At 47.8% G+C, this 19,928-nt stretch carries 14 protein-coding genes; 6 read left to right on the top strand and 8 right to left on the bottom strand.

Features of this window, described 5'->3' with window-relative positions; all coding sequences use genetic code 11:
- Positions 1 to 11: 11 nt before the first annotated feature.
- From recC to L3C95_RS06880, 5 genes are all read right to left on the bottom strand, one after another.
- Positions 12 to 3,203 carry an exodeoxyribonuclease V subunit gamma gene (gene recC / locus L3C95_RS06900; protein WP_236386085.1) on the bottom strand — a complete coding sequence of 1,064 codons (3,192 nt, stop codon included), beginning with the start codon at positions 3,201 to 3,203 and terminating at the stop codon, positions 12 to 14.
- Positions 3,204 to 3,219: 16 nt separating this feature from the next.
- Positions 3,220 to 5,025, bottom strand: a complete 1,806-nt coding sequence (recD, locus tag L3C95_RS06895) for an exodeoxyribonuclease V subunit alpha (protein ID WP_236386084.1) — start codon at positions 5,023 to 5,025, stop codon at positions 3,220 to 3,222.
- 1,222 nt (positions 5,026 to 6,247) lie between these two features.
- On the bottom strand, positions 6,248 to 8,416 hold the full coding sequence (locus L3C95_RS06890; RefSeq protein WP_236386083.1) for a xanthine dehydrogenase family protein molybdopterin-binding subunit: 2,169 nt from the start codon (positions 8,414 to 8,416) through the stop codon (positions 6,248 to 6,250).
- Positions 8,417 to 8,444: 28 nt separating this feature from the next.
- A complete protein-coding gene (locus L3C95_RS06885; protein WP_236386082.1) occupies positions 8,445 to 9,428 on the bottom strand; it encodes an FAD binding domain-containing protein in 984 nt (327 codons plus the stop codon).
- Entirely contained in the window at positions 9,425 to 10,051 is a 627-nt protein-coding gene (locus L3C95_RS06880) for a (2Fe-2S)-binding protein (RefSeq protein ID WP_236386081.1), read from the bottom strand. The genes L3C95_RS06885 and L3C95_RS06880 overlap by 4 nt, the downstream gene beginning before the upstream one ends.
- Positions 10,052 to 10,490: 439 nt before the next feature.
- On the opposite strand from L3C95_RS06880, the gene L3C95_RS06875 reads away from it, so the two are divergent.
- Positions 10,491 to 11,960 (top strand): sensor histidine kinase, encoded by a 1,470-nt coding sequence (locus L3C95_RS06875; RefSeq protein ID WP_236386080.1) that lies wholly within the window; start codon positions 10,491 to 10,493, stop codon positions 11,958 to 11,960.
- A gap of 2 nt (positions 11,961 to 11,962) precedes the next feature.
- A complete protein-coding gene (locus tag L3C95_RS06870) occupies positions 11,963 to 12,385 on the top strand; it encodes a response regulator (protein WP_236386079.1) in 423 nt (140 codons plus the stop codon).
- Between the two features lie 15 nt (positions 12,386 to 12,400).
- Here L3C95_RS06870 and L3C95_RS06865 read toward each other — a convergent pair whose 3' ends face one another.
- The 3 genes from L3C95_RS06865 to L3C95_RS06855 all read right to left on the bottom strand — a co-directional run bounded on the left by L3C95_RS06865 (position 12,401) and on the right by L3C95_RS06855 (position 15,933).
- A complete protein-coding gene (locus L3C95_RS06865) occupies positions 12,401 to 13,957 on the bottom strand; it encodes a UvrD-helicase domain-containing protein (protein WP_236386078.1) in 1,557 nt (518 codons plus the stop codon).
- A gap of 30 nt (positions 13,958 to 13,987) precedes the next feature.
- Entirely contained in the window at positions 13,988 to 14,974 is a 987-nt protein-coding gene (locus tag L3C95_RS06860) for an ABC transporter ATP-binding protein (protein ID WP_236386077.1), read from the bottom strand.
- Between the two features lie 68 nt (positions 14,975 to 15,042).
- Positions 15,043 to 15,933, bottom strand: a complete 891-nt coding sequence (locus L3C95_RS06855) for a diacylglycerol/lipid kinase family protein (protein WP_236386076.1) — start codon at positions 15,931 to 15,933, stop codon at positions 15,043 to 15,045.
- Between the two features lie 62 nt (positions 15,934 to 15,995).
- Between L3C95_RS06855 and surE the strand changes: the two genes are divergently transcribed.
- The 4 genes from surE (at position 15,996) to L3C95_RS06835 (ending at position 19,917) form a co-directional block, all read left to right on the top strand.
- Positions 15,996 to 16,727: a 5'/3'-nucleotidase SurE gene (gene surE, locus L3C95_RS06850; protein ID WP_236386075.1), complete on the top strand. Its 732-nt coding sequence runs from the start codon at positions 15,996 to 15,998 to the stop codon at positions 16,725 to 16,727.
- A gap of 269 nt (positions 16,728 to 16,996) precedes the next feature.
- The gene (locus L3C95_RS06845; RefSeq protein ID WP_236386074.1) at positions 16,997 to 17,509 is read left to right on the top strand and encodes a hypothetical protein; all 513 of its coding nucleotides are present in this window, start codon (positions 16,997 to 16,999) and stop codon (positions 17,507 to 17,509) included.
- 125 nt (positions 17,510 to 17,634) lie between these two features.
- Positions 17,635 to 18,147 carry a hypothetical protein gene (locus L3C95_RS06840; protein WP_236386073.1) on the top strand — a complete coding sequence of 171 codons (513 nt, stop codon included), beginning with the start codon at positions 17,635 to 17,637 and terminating at the stop codon, positions 18,145 to 18,147.
- A gap of 537 nt (positions 18,148 to 18,684) precedes the next feature.
- Positions 18,685 to 19,917: an aspartate aminotransferase family protein gene (locus L3C95_RS06835; protein WP_236386072.1), complete on the top strand. Its 1,233-nt coding sequence runs from the start codon at positions 18,685 to 18,687 to the stop codon at positions 19,915 to 19,917.
- Positions 19,918 to 19,928: the final 11 nt, after the last annotated feature.

Genomic DNA, 19,928 nt, shown 5'->3' with positions numbered 1-19,928 from the left:
TCTTGCCTGTATTAATTGTAATAACCCGGTATCAATTCTGCCAGCGGCAGCAGTACATGCGCGCAGATGATCTTATAAGTATCCAGTGTGGCTTCATCACTGAAGAAGCCGTTTTCATATTCGCGGAAAATATAAGGATCTACTGTACGATCGTCTCCTTTGTCCAGGGCCTTATCCACCTTCTTCACAAACTTGCCGAAGTCCAGGTCTGCCACATCTGCAGGTTTAATATCAAAGTCAGGATAGAATGGTGTGATACGTTCAAAACCATCCCTGAATATATCCATTAATGCTGTTAATCTTCTTAATGCCTCATCCTGCTCCAGTGGCATTGCCTCAAAGGCCTCCTGCTTACTGGCTCCTGAAATGAAACACATGCCTGTCAGCACGCCTGCTGCTCTGCCTGCGAGATAACGGATATATGCCTCTATCAGGTATTTATCCTCCCGTTTCGACCACGACACCTGCACCAGTTTACCATCGAACACGCTGTGAATAGTACCTTTCAGCAAGGTCCCTTCTATGTCCAGGTTCACCTGTACGGATTGCTCCTCAGCACCATTGATACAGGTCCTGTACTTATCCCGCACGGGCTGTACTTCCGATTCAATCTGCTGCAAAGCTACATATGCCATATTCTTCAAGGGCAGTCTGCCAGTCTTCACCAGGCGGATCTTCATATTAGCGATGGCATTCGCATCCATCTGCAGCAACTCATTCTTCAGGTTCCACTTCTGCAGACTGTCCAGGTGAAAGATCTCTGTTTCATTCAGCAATACCTGCTCATCGTTATAGTAGATGCCTAATACTTTGTTATAGTATGCTTTGAAAGGATTTTTAAAGAAGCGTACCAGTTCATCCAGGTCTACCTCTTCCAGTACCAGCGGCTCCATCACCTTACCGGCCCGTGTAATGGGTCGCTCCGGCACGGTTGTATTCAGGTAACTGTACAAGCGTTCATCTCCCGTCATATACTTCCTGCTAAAGCCCTGTAAGGGTTGCCGGGTCACCAGTTGACTTCGCACCAGGTCCGGTTCATCCGTACCGGTTTCTATATAGTCCAGCAGTTCATCCACCAGTGCGGAAGGGGGCATACGGCTATTGTCTTTGGCGCTCTGTCCCACATAACTGATGTATAAGTACTGACGGGCCGACAATACTGTTTCCAGGAAAAGGTGTTTATCGTTATCCTTTACGTTACGGTCGCCCCGTTGTTTATTCTTCTCCATCAGGTTAAAACCAATGGGCTGCTCCCGACGGGGAAACTTATCGTAATCCAGTCCCAGCATAGCTACCACCCTGAAAGGAATACTACGCATGGGGATCAGCGAGCAGAAGGTGATACCGCCATTCACAAACAGGCCTGTGCGGGTAGTACCCGTCAGCGTTTGCAGGAAACTGTGACTGAACACATCAAACGTCACGGTATCACTCATATATTCATTCAGCAGGTTATAGTCTGCCAGCTGCTGCATCAGCGTGTTATAGTCTTCATCCACTTCTTCATCGGGCTCGTACACCATGTTGTGCAGCAGGTTTTCTATATACTCCACCCAGCCGCTGATACTGCGTTCCTTCTTACGCTCTTCCACAGCTGTGATCAATACCTCGGCGAAGTGACAGAAACGTATCACTTCCAGGCTATCACTGCCTTCCAGGATATCGAGCGGGAAGAAACTGTCATCACCTTTACCATATTCTTCACCACCGCTCATACAGATGCCGAACATGATCCGCCTGATACCATATTTCCAGCTCACCAGGAAGGTTTCATCTTCCTTCGCGCCATGTATGCCGAAACGGATATTTGCCTGATCTACTACGGAACGTACCAATGGCACATTATTGATTCCGAAACGTTTCCTGATATAGGATGAATCCAGCAGCTGCAACACCTCTTCCGCCTTAAAGTTCTCTTCATTCAACCGTAGGATGGCATGCAGTGCATTGAAGAGGTTATCGCTGTCTGCGTAACTTTCGTCCGCTATCGTGTAGCGGAATTTATAAGGAGCGTTATTGAAGATCGCTTTAATGTAGGGCGCATAGGCATCAATATCCCTCACCATGACTACGATATCACGGGGCGACAATGTCTCTTTTTTTCTGTCTATCAGATGCACCAGGTAGTTGTACAATACTTCCACTTCACGGGCAACGGTATAACAGTTATTGATAGTGATGGACCCATCTTCAATATCTTCGGGGAAGATGCGGTTCCTGTTCTCATTGGCATTGTTAAAAATATCATGCTGGATCTTATTCAGCAAGGTATCCGGTTCCGGTACTACTACTCCTTCGCTGTCGTAGGCATTGATAAAAGCATCATACTGGAAGAAGAGCCCGAAGGTATCCTGTACTACCCGGCCCCAGCCCATCAGCAGCGGATTACCCGCCACGTCTGACTCGAGCAGCGGACGGCCTTTTAACCGCCAGCGGGCCTGCTGTTTCTCACTCTTATCTTCAAACCAGTAAAGCTCCGGCGACGGGTTGATAATATGGAAATGAACATCAATAAAAGCAGACAGTTCATGCAGTATCTGCACGTGATATGCTGTGATGATGGAAAGGCCGAAGAGATGTACGGTACTCATACGCTCCGCCAGCAGGGCCTGTTGATCAGGATTCTTCAGCATATCGAGGATGTGTTGTCCGACGATCGTTTTATCCGGCAGCGTATTACCTGATACTTTCTTGGCTTTGCCCCAGAGGTATTGTTGCCAGTCCATCTTTGCCAGCGGATCTTCGGCCTGTTCATTCCACTCACGGATCATCTCCGGGCGATAGATCTGGTACTGGTCAAAAAGGTCAGCTGTTCTTTCAGCCAGCGCCATTCGTTTCAGGTCGCTATCCGGTTCAGTATTGTGATAATAAGTAGCCACGGCGGGATAAGTTTCGCGGAAGGCGTCTTCTCCCAGCAGTTTGTAGAGCAGCCAGGTAAGGTTCCTGCCGGAAAGCATTTCAGTATAGTGGCCATCCATCAGGAAATAGATCTGATGGATGAGGTCATTCGGTTTAAGGAAACGGCAATTGGCGGCAATACCGAGGTATTCCGCCATCTGCAGTTTCAGCCAGTTGTTCATACCCTCCGTCTGTGTAACGATGAGATGTTGTTCAAACACCCGGCTGTGAGAAGCTTTAAGTTCCTGTGCCAATCCCATGGAGAGTACCTCCAGGGAATTGGACACTTTCAGATATAGTGCCATAAGTGTTATTCAATTGTCAGGGATGGTCATCCGTAAAACGCTGACCGATACCCGAAGCTCTTTCCACGAAGCGTTCTGCTGTCAGCGTCAGCACGTCCGCTGATGCCTGCACATACACTTTCTGTTTTGCCCTGGTAACACCGGTATACAATAATTCCCGTGTCAGGATGGGCACATCCTTCGCTTTTGGCAGGATCACCATCACTTCTTTAAATTCTGATCCCTGGCTTTTATGGATGGTCATGGCAAATACGGTTTCTGCCTCCGTTAGATACCCGGGCAGAATAGCCTTCAGCTCCCCGTTACTGTCCTCAAACCATGCCATGAGCACTCCATCTTCATCCGGGCGAATAATGCCCGTATCGCCGTTAAAAAGGCCATGTTCGTAATAGTTACGCGTCAGGATAATGGGACGGTTCTCATAAAAGTCTGCATTTACACGGATCAGCCTTTTATCATGCAGGATCTTTTCAATAGCCCTGTTGATAGCGTACAGCCCTTCCTCTCCTTCCCTGATCGCACACAGCACACGAAGATCATTCAACAGTTGCAGCGCTGCACGGATATCATTCTCCACAATAAACGCGCTGTAACCTGATACAAAATCCCTGAACAATTCTTTTGAATACGTCTGATCGATGACGACCTGTTCATCGGCTCCCGGCGTCAGGAAGCTTTGTATCGCCGTCCGGTCATTAGCGATGATCGCCTTACTGAACTTACCGATCCCTTTTTCTCCGCTGAACCGGTGACTACGACGCAGTTCTACCAGGTGTTGGAAAAGCGGATGTGTGTCGCCTTCTTTCACCTGTGTAACCGGCAGTTTCCTTTGTTCATCGGCAATAAAGGAATTGATCAGTGCCAGCCTGCCGGCCGTAAAAAGGTTCAGTGCATCCTGTGCCTGACAAAGATCGCCGAACAAGCTACCTGCCTCTACGGAGGCCAGCTGATCTTTGTCGCCCAATAGTATCAGTCTTGTTCCTGCACCAATAGCGTCCAGCAGTTTGGCAAACAAGGCTACGTCGATCATCGAGCATTCATCCACGATAACGACATCGAAGTTGAGTGGATTTTCTGCATTATATGCGAAGTACGGACTATCTTTTTTGGAGCGCAGCAGCCGGTGAATAGTACTCGGTGTCAGGCTCTGGAACTGTGCGGTAATGGTCTCATCCACCGGCAGCTGTGTGTTCCGCAGGCTCTCTGCCATACGTGCCGCGGCCTTCCCCGTAGGAGCTGCGAGTGCTACTTTGAGAGACGGATCGAGATTGTAGAGTATAGCCAGGATCTTCGCCACAGTAGTGGTCTTACCGGTACCCGGGCCGCCGGTGATGATCGTGAAATTGTTCAGCACTCCTGTTACGGCAGCACTGAGTTGCCAGTCTGCCGGATCGCCGCCGTCTGCTTTGAATGCCGGCCCTGCGGCAAACAGCCTGCTAATGAATGCGCGGTTTGCTTCCAGCATGTCCAGTCTTTCCTGCAGCACTGTCTTTTCCGTGGCGAGGAACTGGTGGATGCGGCGCAGGAAGATCGTTTCATACCGGAAGTACCTTTGCAGGTACAGCCGTTCCTGGTACAGCACAAATGGCTGCGTATCACTGCCATTCTTTGCTATCAGCGGTATGTGTTGTAACTGCTTACTACCCACCGGCAGATTGTCGCAGAATGCGGGCAGTTCTCCGTTATTTTCAATACGTTTACCCAGGTGCAGGCAGATATGGCCTTCACTCAGCTTTCTTGAAAGCAGGTAGGCGTACGGCTTTAGCGCCGGTATCTGGAAGTATTCTGCAAATTGCTGGTGGACGTCGTTGATTGTATGCATATCTCGTTTCGTTGCCTGTCGCCTCGCGGTTGGGCAATCTGTGAAATTACGATTTTTATCGTTGTTGTTTCACAGGGGGATTTTCCGGTTTCTTTGTCACGGCGGGGGGATTTCAGGGGATTGACAGAAGGGCTTGTCTGAATTATTGGCATGGCCAAAATTGGGCCACGATGACATGCTTTATCCATGCCTTTAACATGCCTTTGACATGGTTTTAGTCTTTGATGGTCGGAGGAGGTGGGATGTAAAAGTTATCCACAATTCGGGAGGAATATATGCACATGTGGTGCTTCATTTGCGTTTTTGGAGTTTCTGATTTTGGTGCTGTGTTTTGTGTGATTTGGTGTTGGGTTTTGGTGCTGTGTTTTGGTGCTGTGTTTTGGTGCTGCTGGCTTCAGGTGGGACCGCTGGCTGAGTTCTTTGAAGCTGCGTGCTATTGAGCATTTTCAAGCGGAGGAGCGGTGGGATATCTATTTAACCCCTGGTAGGACGTGTCGGCCGGCTTCAAACAACTAAGGCCAGGGTCTCCACCCGAAGCCCTCCGCCGGACTCCCAACTAGTTTTATGGGTAACGTATGCACCACAAACAGAAGTGTAGAAGAAACGGACACACTCCAAAAGTTCTCCTAATACTCTTAAAAAGATGTATTGGGCAACAAATATGATCTCCCCGGATGGCTCACATATGGCAACAATTTCGACTCTGCCTTTTGCCTCTTATAGACACGATTAATATAATACAATATAAAAACACTGTAAGAGCATGTCAAAAGCATAATAGGCATGTCAATGAGGGATGATTCCGGTAATAAAAGTATCCCTATTGACAATGAAACCCAATACCACCACAGCCCCCCGAAGGCAGCGGAAGGCTTCGGGTGGAGACCCTGGCCTTAGTTGTTTGAAGCAGGCGCTGATACGATGCACCAGTGGGTTCATAGCATTCCTAATGCCCGCCCGATTGAATATGCCCAATAGCAAGCGGCTTCAAAGAACTACAGCCAGTGGTCCCACCTGAAGCCGCAGCAGACGACAAACACAACAACCACCACAGAAACTCCATAAGCCTTAGAACACTGAAGCAAAGCTGGTACGTCTGACACGGCGGATGAACAGCATTCCCGAAACTGCATATGCCAGGGAAGACTTGCAGCAGACAACGCGTCAATATCGGCGGAAATGGCAAAAAGAAAGGCCCCCAGAATATGGAGGCCTTAAAAAATTAAGCAGACAATATCTTATCCGGCGTTATGGGAAGCTCCCGGATACGCTTACCGGTAGCGTGATAGACAGCATTTGCGACTGCAGCAGAGAAGCCGATCAGAGCGATTTCACCCATACCTTTCGAACCCATCGGATTAGTGACCGGATCAGGCTTGTCTATGAAGATCGTCTCAATGTGCGGTACGTCGGCACTTACAGGCACATGATAATCTGCCAGGTTGTTGTTCACAAAACGTCCGAAGCGGTGGTCGATGATACCTTCTTCTGTGAGCGCCATACCGATACCGCCGGTTACACCGCCGATCATCTGACTGGCTGCAGTTTTGGGACTTACAATTCTGCCGGAATCAGCGACTGTTACAACTCTTTTCACTCTTACAACACCGGTAGCAGGATGTACCCGCACTTCTGCGAAGTGAATGGAAAAAGAATACAGGGAATACTTCTCCAGCTCCGCACCACCCTTGGATGATTTTGTTACTTCGAAGAAAGTCTTGTTCTGTTTCGACAGTACCTGCTGCAAACTGTCTGACTTACCGGCAGCCGGCTTCACAGTGCCATTATCGAATGCCAGTCCTGCTTCTGTCAGTATACCTTTCAGGGCAGTACACACATCGAATACGGCTGATCCTACAGAAGATACGGTAGAAGAACCACCCTGGCTGCCGGAGGGTGGGAAGGCGGCATTACCGAGTTCAAAGCGGATGTTTTCTATAGGCAGACCAGTTACCTCGTGGGCGATCTGCACCATGGCAGTACTGGTGCCGGGACCAATGTCACTGGTAGCACTCTGTAGTAGTAAAGTGCCATCGGCATTCAATTGTGCACGACAGGTAGACTCACCACGATGAGCGCCGAATACACCGGTACTCATGCCATAACCTACCAGCCATTCGCCGTCCTTCATGGATGCAGGGGTGGGATTACGTTTGGCCCAGCCAATCTTTTCGCTGCCCAGCTGGTAGGCTTCTTTCAGGTTGTTGCTGGAAAAGGGTTTGTTCTTTTCCGGGTCAGTTTCTGCAAAGTTCTTCAGCCTGAACTGCAGGGGGTCCATCTTCACTTTATATGCCATTTCATCAATAGCCGATTCCAGTGCAAATGCGCCGGTAGCTTCCCCGGGACCACGCATCCAGATAGGTACGCCTCTGTCAAGTGGAACAATGCGGTATTTAGTAGTTACGTTCGGGCAGGCATACATGAAACGGGTCATGGCAACGGTACCCTCGGTAAAGTCGTCGTAGTTGGCAGTTTCGGCGGTAGCTTCATGGTAAATACCTGTCAGCTGACCATCCTGGGTGGCGCCCATGCTGATATTCTGAATGGTGTAAGGACGATAACCTACAAGCGTGAACATCTGATCGCGGGTCAGCACCAGTTTCACCGGCTTTTTCAGTGCACGGGCAGCGGCGGCTACTACTACTTCCTGAGGCCAGGTGCGTAAGCCCATACCAAACCCTCCGCCTACAAATTCGGAGTGTACCTGTATATTCTTCTCGTCGATCTTAAATGCACCGGCAAGCGTGCGCTGGGTGGATTTTACACCCTGCGTTTTGGCATATACGGTGAGTTTATCATCTCCTTCCCAGAAGGCGAGGATACCTGCCAGCTCCATAGGATTGTGTACTTCAATGGGAACGGTATAATCTGCCTTCAACACTACGGGAGCAGTATTGTGTGCGTTGGTATCACTACCGCGGGTATAGTCGCCCAAACGGGGAGGCATCGCTGCTTTGTCCTTGTTCTTCAGCAGGTCAGTATGATGTTCGGCTTTGTTGTAGGTGGCTGTTACCAGGGAAGCGGCATGCTGCGCGCGTTCCAGGGTATCAGCAATGACCACAGCAACAGGCTGACCATTGAAGAGTATTTTATTACTGCCTAACATGCGGTATCGCTCTCCGCCGGAAGAAAGTTTACTGTTGTTGCCCTGATCTGCCCAGCCAGGGATGGCGGGCATGTTCAGGTGAGTGTATACTGCCAGTACACCGGGTGCGCGTTCGGCGGCTTTGGTATTGATGCTTGTAATGGTACCACGTGTAACAGGGCTGGTCACCATTACACAGAAAGTAACTCCCGGCACTTCAAATTCTGCAAAGTATTTCGCCTTACCAGTCACTTTGGCCCTGCCATCTACCCGGTTGATCGGCTCACTTTTTTTATCGATTCCCATATGGTGGGTTTTAAACGTTTAGAAGATGTTATGCCTGCGCGGCAGCTGTTTTAAGCGCTTCCACTATGGTGTTGGGCGCTAGGGTGAGTTTGAATTCATTACCTCCCTGCGACTTCGCATTGGTCATGGCCATACTGGCCGCCTTGCGGAAGTTCTCTTCTGTGGCAGGCTTTCCTTTCAGCCAGGCCTCTGCTTCCTTCAAACGCCAGGGTTTATGCGCTACACCTCCCATGGCGAGTCGTACGTCGGCAATGTTGCCACCCTTGATCTGCATAGCAGCACCTACTGACACGAGTGCAAATGTATAGGACGCACGATCGCGTACTTTCAGGTAATGCGTATGTTCCGCTAACTGGTTGAAAGGAATATCTACAGCAATGATCAGCTCTCCCCGCTGGAGATTGTTGTCCTGTTCAGGCGTATCGCCCGGCAGACGGTGAAAATCTCCAAAGGGGATCTTCCGTTCTCCTTTAGGCCCCGCCACGGTAATGACTGCATCCAGGGCAGTGAGTGCAATGCACATGTCGCTGGGATGTACGGCAATGCATTTGTCGCTGGCGCCAAAAATGGCGTGCATCCTGTTAAAACCTCCTATGGCGCCACAGCCGGAACCGGGGCTACGCTTATTACAGGGCAATGCGCTGTCGTAGAAGTAATGACAACGGGTACGCTGCATCATGTTACCACCTACAGTGGCCATGTTCCTCAGCTGTGGAGAAGCGCCTGCTTTCAGGGCCTGCGATAAGAGCGGGAAGTGTTTGACGACAAGCGGATTTTCTGCCACAGCAGTATTTTTTGCCAGCGCACCTATACGGAGACCGGTTTTAGTTTCTTCGATTGTTGCCAGGGGAACACTGTTAATGTCTACTAACCTTTCCGGGCTTGTTACACCACTCTTCATCAGGTCTACAAGGTTGGTACCGCCAGCCAGGAACATAGCGGTTTTCTCTTTTGCCATCGCCGCAATGGCAGATTCTTTGGAGGTGACCCTCACATAACTGAACTGGTTCATACTTTTTTCCCTCCCTGTTTTACGTCCATGATAGCATCTACGATATTGGAATAGGCGCCGCAACGGCAGATATTGCCACTCATGTATTCACGTACTTCGTCCGGTGTATTGGCATGCCCTTCCCGGATGCAGCATACGGCAGACATGATCTGTCCGGGTGTACAGTATCCACACTGGAAACCGTCATGCTCCAGGAAAGCTTCCTGCATAGGATGCAGGTTGTCGCCATCTGCCAGTCCTTCGATGGTGGTCACGTTCCGGCCTTCCGTTGTCAGGGCGAGGGTCAGGCAGGAGTTCACCCGCTGGCCGTCCACATGTACGGTGCAGGCGCCACATTGTCCGTGGTCGCATCCCTTTTTCGTTCCGGTCAGGTGCAGACGTTCCCGCAGCAGGTCCAGTAAGGTAACACGTGGTTCTATCCTGACGCTTTGTTTCACCCCGTTGATGGTGACATTCAGCGGCATTGTTTCAATAGCCGATGCGATCTGTTCATCAATGCCCTTCTCAGCGGCTTTGATCACAGTGTCGGGCGTTAGGGCCAGCGCGGTGATCAGGGAGGATTTCTTCAGGAAAGAGCGCCGGGATGTACCGGTATGCTCCCCGTTTTTGAGTTGGTCATCCATAGTTTGCTTCAGTTTCAGTTTGACAGTATTGTGCGGTTTATCGTTTGTTGTGTAAAGCCTCCGGCAATTTCAGGTTTTCTGTTTACTTCATCGCTTCCTTATTGCCTTGAATGGCGTATTTCAACTTAATGAATTTAGTCAATAACGTGCGTCATGAAATGACGAATGGCAGGTGGCTACGCCGCAAGATATCGATAAAACCATCATCCCGGCACATAAGCCTTTACCAGCACGTCATACGATACAGCGTCGTTATATACACTGCCACACAACGAAATGGATGTATGTAGCAGTGCAGACATTGCCAGGGATGCCACCAAAACTATACCGGAGGGCTATGCCGGCCGTGCTATTTTCCGGGATAGTCCTGTTTTGGTCCTCTCCTCCTGCATCTTCAAAATTGGGCTTGTAGCATTTTTTTACTAGACTTGCCGGTACAATGAAGATATCTCATTACATATTTCTGGGATTTGTGTCCGTCCTGGTGCTGTTTTCCATCACGACTTTCGTCAACTTCAGCCTGTCGAATGCGGTAATGGAGAACAATGATTACTTTACCAGGTCCACCAACCTGGTGCGTAACAGCAGCAGGTTTCAACGGAATCTGCTGACAATGGTGAATGGGCTTAGGGGCTACCTGCTAACGGGCGAGAAGTCGTTCGTGGAGTCGTATGATACTGCCAATATTGAAAACGAGCAGCTCTTAAAAGAAATGGCGGGACTCATTACCGATTCTGCCCAGAGCAGGATGCTTACCCACATCAGGGAGCTGAATGACCAATGGACGGAAGAATATACAGACCCATTGAAACAGGCCAAAATGTCCGCCGCCATCAGCCGTCAGCACCTGGATACCTTTAACAGGGTATATAAGGAGAAGTTTGCCTCCGGTCACGAAAGAAGCATCCAGACGGCCCTGCAGGAACAGTTTAAAGCATTTTCCGCCTCAGAATACGCCATGCGCGAGATCCGGAAACAGGAGCTGGCAGCCTCTGTGACGCGCACGAACAGATTGTCCTTACTGCTGACTTCCACATCCATCGTGCTAGGATTATTCATTATCATCTTTGTTACTTTAAAGATATCCAGGCGTATCAGGGTAATGACAGATATGGCCAACGATATTGCCGGCGGGCGTTATGATGTCACCATTCAAGACATTGGTAAAGATGAACTGAGCTCCCTCGGGAATGCCCTCAACCATATGTCGCAAGAACTGTCCAGGAATATTACCCTGTTAAAACGCTCCAATGAGGAACTGGACCAGTTCGCCCAGATCGTGTCCCACGACCTGAAAGGCCCGCTGAGAGGCATTAGTAACGTTGTGTCCTGGATTGAAGAAGATCATCAACAGGAGCTGACACCAAAGGTGAATGAATATATGGGCATCATCAAAGGGCGTGTTCACAGGGCTGAAAACCTGATTGAAGGGCTGCTTTCCTATGCCAAAGCAGACAAACAGGACATTGAAAAGGAAGAGGTGCAACTTAATGCCCTCGTGAAAGAAGTGGTGGAAAATTTGCCTGATACCGCCAATGCACAGGTACAGATCAGCAATCTGCCTGTGGTTCACGCCGAGAAACTATGGCTCTTTCAGATCTTTTCCAACCTGATCAGTAACGCCATCAAACACAATGACAAGCCGGCTCCCAGCGTTAAAGTATATTATAAAGAATGGCCCGATTATTATGAATTTTTCATTGAAGACAATGGAAATGGTATTGCAAAGCACTACCAACAAAGGATTTTTATTATTTTTCAGACTTTAAAAGACAGAGACAGCTTCGAAAGTACGGGCGTGGGACTGGCAATAGTCAAGAAAATCATCGACATGAAGAAGCAACAGATCAATGTAAATTCATCGCCAGGGAAAGGTTCTGTCTTTTCGTTCACCTGGTCAAAAGAGTAACAATGCAACCGATCAATATTTTATTGGTAGAAGACGATACGCTGGATGTGATAGACATTAAACGTTCACTAGATAAATTGAATATCTTTTACAAACTGACCAATGCAAAAAATGGTGAGGAAGCAATTATGCTATTGGATGAACAGATCAGTTCAGGCAGCGGCCCATTGCCGGATGTAATGCTGATCGACATCAACATGCCTAAGGTGAACGGGTTTGAAGTACTGGAATATATGCGCGGGCGCCAGGAATTTAAGCAGATCAAGCGTTTTATACTGACCACTTCCGGCGACCGTGATGACAAAACCATGGCGGAAAGACTGGGCGTATCAGGCTACATCATCAAACCGTTAAAACTAAACAGTCCCAGTGCTATGGACGCATTTAACCTGATGATAGACCTGCTGAACTTCAAGAAGAATTAACAGCGATACTGCATACTACTTTCTTTCTCCTGCGTACACATAGTTCTCCCCTTTTGTCTCTGCCGCAGAGGCCCTTCGTTTCTTAATGGCCGGCACTAGTTTCTGTTGTCCTGTCAGGATCTCCTGCGGAATATACAGATGGCTTTTAGCCCTTGTAATGGCTACATAAAGGAGATTGATCTCTTCTGATAATTTCGAAATATTAACCCTGTCGATATTCTCTGCCTGTTTCACGACCTTGTCGTGGGTAATGAAGTCGTTTGTCAGCGTCACCTCGTCATATTCCATTCCTTTGCAACGATGTACGGTAGAAAAGATCATATCGGCCTTCTCTTTATCATCGTGCTCCAGGTGACAATCTTTCAGCTTTTTGATATACCCGGGGATCTTTGTTCCATATTTCTTCACCATGTCTACCAACATCCCCATTTGCGCCTCTCCGGTGGTTTTAATATACTCTTCCAGGTCGTCCATGCTATCCATGCTGGCAATAGTTTTATCCCTGATACGTCCTACGTCCCCTGTATAAAGATTCAGGATATCATATACAGAAGCGCCTTCATTGGCATAAGTATAATTCTCCAGTCGGCCCTCAAAATAGATGGTCCTGATCTCTTTCTTTTCGATCAGCAGTTCAATTGCCTTGACCAGTAAACCCGCATTCGTTCTTGCTACTACCGCGCGGGTATGGTTCTTATGAGATTTCCCAAAGCCGATGATCTTCACCGTCAGGGGAGCGCTGTACAGCTTTTTCCACTGTATGACATAAGACGCCAGATCAGCAATGTCCTGGTCGAAACGGAAGCTGGTACTGAGCGTAAATAAAGGGTAGTTCAGTTTATCGAGGGAGTTCACTGCATGCCTCCAGCCATAGATCTGCTGATGACTGTCTCCTACCAGTACCTTGGTACCCTGTTGCGAACGGAACACGTCCAGCATCGCGCCGGAAGCATCCTGTCCTTCATCAAAAAGGATGATGTCATAGTCCAGGACAGGACGGGCCAGCTGGAACTTCTTCAGGTAGAAATCGTGTGTGATGGGAATCTCCCCCTTGTTCATTTTATCAAGGAACAGGCGGGTCTGGTACTGGATGTCCTTTTTGTATTTAGTGGCGAATTCGATGGCTTCCTTATCTGTCAATATATCTTCATAGTCGAGTTCCTGCACGCGGGCAGGCGCACTGTTGCAGAAATAGGCAAGATAGGCGTTGATATGTGTAGCGAGGATCGATTCTGTATGTTTCCCTTTAAGGCCCCGCAGGTTGAGGATCTCTACGATCTCATTGATCTTGTATCCTTCACTTTTGAGGGTATATTTTGAGCCTCTTACGATGTAATAGAACGCCAGTGAGTGGGCTGTTTCCACCCTCACGTGAGAGAGCTTCATCGCTGCAAATTTCCTCTCTGCTTCCAGCTTGACGGTTTTGTTGAAGGCGAGGTATAGAATGCGTTTATCAGGCCTTGCCTTTGCGTATTCGGCCAATGTGGTGGTTTTACCGGCGCCGGCTACGGCGATGATCCTGATATCTCCTTTACTTTTGATGATGGCGGCCTGCTCCTGGGTCAATTTCATGGCGTGAATTTACGTCATCCGGGGTTATTATCAGGCATACCAGACATCATCCGGGGATAACGACAGGTGGATCTCCTCTCCTTTGCGGTGATGGCTATTGCCTGTTTTAACCGTGACTACACTGGAAGGCAATTGTACTGCTATTTCATAGATGCTTCCCATGAAATGTACTTCCGTTACTGTTCCTTTCAATGTATGTTCTTTTTTATCCGTGATCTCAAAACGTTCGGGGCGGATATACAGGCTTTTACCGTTCACATTGATACCTGGCAGGCCTTTGAAATCTTTCGCAGCTGCAGCAGGTATCAGGTTGTAACTGCCGAACAGGGCGGCAGCATATTCATTCACAGGCTGGCTGTATACCTGCTGAGGAGCTCCCTGTTGTAGTATCTGTCCGTCTTTCATGATGATGATCTCATCGGCCCAGGACAAAGTATCCACCGGGTCGTGTGATACCATCAGGCAGGTGATATCGAAGCGTTCACCTATTTCACGGATCACTTTTTTTAATGTATTCTTATGGATGGGATCGAGATTGGAGAAAGGTTCATCGAGGATGAGCAGACGGGGAGCAGTGGTGAGCAGTCGTGCCAATGCCACGCGTTGTTTTTCCCCTCCTGACAACTGATCATTCTTTCTTTTCATCAGGTGGCTGATGTGACACAGTTCATAAAGTGCGTCTGCTTCTTCGTCAGATAGATTAGTATTGGCGTAAGACAGGATCTCTTCCATCCTGTAATGGTTGCGCAATTCATAATGCTGGGAAAGATAAGCTATACCCGGTTGTCCTGGCAACAATCTTTCCAGCGGGCCTTTCACACGCACGTTCTCAAACAGCACTTGTCCACCGTCTGCCTGTGTCAGTCCGCCTATAATTTTCAATAAGGTGCTTTTACCCGACCCGGACTCTCCCACTATGGCTATCTTCTGGAATTCCTTTTGTGTGAAGCTCACACCCTTCAGCACTTCTTCATTGCCTTCCTGCTTGCGCACGCCCGATACTTCTAACAAATTCATATAAAGGTAATATCACATAAAAAGCTGCAAATTACCACTTATACAGGGAGGAAGCAAGCAATCTATACTCAGGCCGGGACTAAAAACTCCAGTTCCCGCTTCAAAATGCTGACAATGTAGCTTTTGCCCTTCCCCACTTTTATCAGTTCATCGTCGATATGGGCATGTTCGTCTTCCCAGCCTATCCGGATATTTTTGCCTTTTATAACGGGAAGATCGTAGTCTTTATGTGCAGCTGAGGAGATCCTGTCTTGTATGTATGCTGAAAAGGCTTTCCTTTTATCTTCTCCCAGCAGGATCACTTCCATTTCTCCGTCTCCTACATCTGCATCACCATTCAGGTTCAATCCGGGGCCGATAGAGCGGATGTTCATCACTTCCACCAGCAGGTATTTGCCGGAGTGGTCCACACCGTCAATTTCCAGCCGGCATTCCTGGGCAGTATAGTTATCTATGACGTCATGCAACATTTCCAGGGCCATTTTCAGCTTTTCTTCCGGCTCATCGGGTTCTTCCAGTTGTTTCATGGCTTCCATCAACACGGGGAATACGCCAAATCCGAAGCCTTCGAGGAAAAACATCTCTTCATGAAAGCCGGCTATCCTACCCACGTCAAACTTTTTGATACGATGCTGATGCCAGGAACCGATAATATCATCAGGATTTCCTACCACATCCAGCGATCGGCTGATATTGTTGGCAGTACCCATGGGCAGTAACGCAATGGGATATCTTCTATCCGCTTTACCGCCGAGGAATTCGAGTATGACCTTTCTGACAGTACCATCGCCTCCTGCAATGATCACAAAGTCTGCATCGGGCGTGAGGTCTTTGACCCATTCTTTTTTGACATTGGAATATATACAGCGGATATCATGAGCACTGATCTGTTTTACCAGCTCATTTTCGGAATGATCTTTATCGCCCGCTTTGGGGTTATGCAGTAAATGCGCTTTCATAACATATTATTTGCAAAAAGGATACCATGCCCTGATGGCATGAATTTGGAGGCCGCATAGGTATGAAAATACTAATCACCAACGATGACGGCATTTACAGTCCGGGCATAGCTGCCCTTGCAAAAGTGGCAAAGCGGTTCGGAGAGGTAAGAATAGTAGCGCCGGATGTGGAACAGTCTTCTATGGGACATGCGGTAACGCATTCCCGGCCACTTTCCTTCAAGGCTTCTCCTATCAACTTTGAAGGTATAGAGGCTTACAGGGTGAACGGCACACCGGCCGACTGCGTGGCATTAGGTACTCACCTTTACGCAAAGACAGATGTTGTGCTTTCAGGCATCAATATGGGGCCGAATCTCGGTAACGGCATGTGGCATTCAGGTACATTGGCTGCCGCCAAGCAGGCTGTACTACTGGGTATAAAAGGCATTGCACTGAGCACGCCTGTGGGTAAATCAGAACCCAATTTTCCTGCTTTTGAGAATTATGTGGAAATGGTGCTTCAATTGTTGCTCGAAAAACCCGGATTGAGCCTTTTTAACGTCAATTTTCCACCACTGCCCAAAGGCATCCGTTGGACGCGGCAATCTGTTCGTCTTTATGATGGAAAGATCGTACCGGGTACCGACCCCATGAACCGTAAGCACTACTGGTTTACCGTTACCCCGCTGGAACCGGCAGAAGAAGGTACCGACAGGTGGGCAGTGGAGAATGATTTTGTTTCCATCACCCCATTACGGCTCGACCTTACAAATGAAGCAGAACTACAGGCGGCCCTGAATAGCCAGTCCTAGATCAACCAGGTATACTTGCCCTGGCAGTCATGTTAACCGCCAGGGCATACTCTTTCCATTATGTTTGCTTCCACCCATTAACATTATAAATAATATTACTATATTTGCGCCCGCAAGCCCCCGGGGGCATGATTGTTTTTTACCGTACAACTGGATGTTACACTGAATGACTGTTTTACTGTATCCGTCAATCTGATAACAAGAAAACCTAAGATATTCGTCATAACGACGATGTTTAACCTATACCAAATAGAACCAATTCACAGATCATGAAGAAATTAGTTTTTAGCCTGTTCGCTGCCACACTGTTCCTTGCTGCTTGTAGTAAAGACGATGAGAATCCGGACCAATCTCCTGTAAGTGGCTTTACCTACAACACAGAAACTGTCAATACTCCTTATGGCTACCTGTTTGACTGGGCTACTGACGGAAGACAGATCGCATTTGCAGATAAAGACATCGCTGTTGATGGTTTTGCGGGAACTGCCAGCGCTGTTGGTATTGACCTCGACACCGTTATTTCCGGCCAGACATATACGTATAAAAACAGCGACTCTACCGGTTACGATGGCACCAAGAATTTTGAAGATGCATATGTATACTTCAAGCAGCCATTCGCCGATGGTGAATTTACAGAAGCATCCACTTACCAGGATTCCCTGATCGGTGGCTCAGTTACTGTGAAAAAGACCCAGGAAGTTTATAGCGTAGTGTATGAACTGAAGTACAAGACCATTACCGTTAAAGGTGAATACAACGGAGAAGTGAAGGTTATCAAATAACTGATAAAATTTCATTATAAGAAGACTGTTTGCCTATGGCAGACAGTCTTTTTTTTATATAGTCATCAGAAACAATTTATATATTTGCATCATTATCGGTATAGACTACAAGAAACCTACAACTAATGAAGATGTCAACTCTCAGCCTTGCGGCTGCTATACTATTTTTATACTTCTCAGGGTGCGTATATGGTGGCAATGATGGTGTAGATCCGCGTAATGGTTTTACACTGAATGATTCCCTTTTTCACACGGACTATGCCATCAGGAAAAACTGGACAGGCGGCGTTGAAGTTGCCTTTACTGACATGAAGCAGTCAGCCTCCTTTTCCGGCCAGGTGCATACTGTTCAATTCCTGCTGGAAACACTGTCAGATAAAGTCACTTATACCTATATGCCATCTGATTCGGCGGCATTTGACAGCAATAAGAATTTTGATGTGGCACTGCTCTATCAGAATGTCACTTACAAAGACGGACAGGAAGTAACCGGAACAGGAGAGATACTCAGTAAACCTACAGGGGGCAGTCTCACATTCGTACAAGGTCCGCAATACCAAACCTTCACATATGTACTTGAATTTGGTGAGCGTCGTATCAGGGGTGTTTACAAAGGAAAGGTTACCGTAATAGAATAACGACGCTAGCGTTGTTCTCATAAACGAAAATGAAAAGTAATACGGGAGTGGCTGTTCCGCATCAATACCGGAGCAGCCATACCTGTTTTACGGAGTTACTAACATGTGAGCGCAACATCATTTCAGTTGCTGTTTTATAACACTGTTATACCATAAAATACATGCAGCAGTTTAACAGGTCCACTGCATGCAGCATGAATGCAGCAGTTCTATGAAACCGTTAACTACAAAGCATTACAGCTCATCTCATTTCCTCTCTCACATCAACAATTTACAATCCTATTTAATAAAAAATAAAGGATTCGTTTAAAACAAAAAAAAGAAATTCTCATAAATACATTCTACTTTGGCATCGTGAATTTTGATAATGAAGCTAGACACATTTTCAGGTCCACCACGTCTTAAAAAAAATTGTATAACCCGGATTCCCTGCAGGAAGTTCAAGAAACATTTGTTCGTTATGTAACTCAGTCTATGTGACCCGTTATCTTACGCCATTCCACCATTTTTGATTTTCTTATGTAAAACCCAACCCCCATGTCTGTTAACATTCAGTTTACTAAAGGCAGTGGCATACGCCTTTATACTTCGCATGACGAAGAGTACATCGATGCCGTTTCAGGTACCTTTAACCTCGCTCTCGGATACAGTCATCCGGAAGTGGTAGACATTCTACAGCAGCAGGTAAAAGACCTGATACATGTTTCCTCCTCTTTTACCGGCGAACTTGCTTCCAATGTGCTGAACAGCATACTGGAACATGCTCCTGAAGGCATTACTGATGGCTGGATGCGTGACATCATTGGCTCTACGGCCAATGAAGGCGCTGTTAAAATAGCCAACAAGTTCAATGGTAAAAATGAAGTCCTCAGCCTGTCCCTCTCCCATCATGGACAAACACTTTTTACGACCAGTATTTCAGGCAACGCTTTCAGAAGAAAGTCGTTCGCCAATACCATCTCCAACAAACACGCTATTGTACCTGCGCCCTATTGCTACAGGTGCCCTTATTCTGCCAAGTATCCCAATTGCGGTTACCTGTGCACAGAAGCCATCTATGACTATGTAGAATACGGCGGCTCCGGCAACGTATCCTGCATCATCATGGAACCCATCCTGGGCAACGGCGGAAACGTTGTACCGCCGCCGGGGTATTTTGAAAGGATCAAAAAGATCTGTGATGAACTGGACATAGTTCTCATCTCAGACGAAGTACAGACCGGCATCGGCAGAACAGGTTACATGTTCGCCAGTGAGCATTTTGATATGCAACCAGATATCATCACGCTGGCAAAAGGATTAGGCGGCATAGGCATCCCTACTGCGGCTATCCTTTACAGGCCTGAATTTGCCGTGCTGGAAAAATTTGAGCACTCGTATACGTCAGGTGGCAATCTGCTCTCCCTGGCAGCTGCTCAGAAAACGATGGAGATCGTATCCCGCGAAGGATTCCTCGAAAACGTGCGCGATAACGGCGTTATACTCGGCCAGCTGCTCAACAGACTGAAAGAGCAATACGGTCACTTCATCGGCGACGTAAGAGGAATGGGATATATGTGGGGTCTGGAGATCGTTGATAAAGACGGCGCTCCGGATGTACCGCTGACCAACAGGATCATCGACAAAGCACTGGAAGAACATAAACTTATTCTGAGAGGTTCCAGATATGGCTTTGGCAATGTTGTAAAAGTAAGACCCGCTCTCACGGCCACTGTCGACGATGTACAGGAAATCTGCGACAGGCTGGACAAATTATTCAGTCAGCTTTAAAAAATTGTTAC

The organism is Chitinophaga filiformis (assembly GCF_021646545.1).
In the GTDB taxonomy this organism is placed as follows: domain Bacteria; phylum Bacteroidota; class Bacteroidia; order Chitinophagales; family Chitinophagaceae; genus Chitinophaga; species Chitinophaga filiformis_A.
This window is presented reverse-complemented; position numbering and strand designations above follow the sequence as displayed.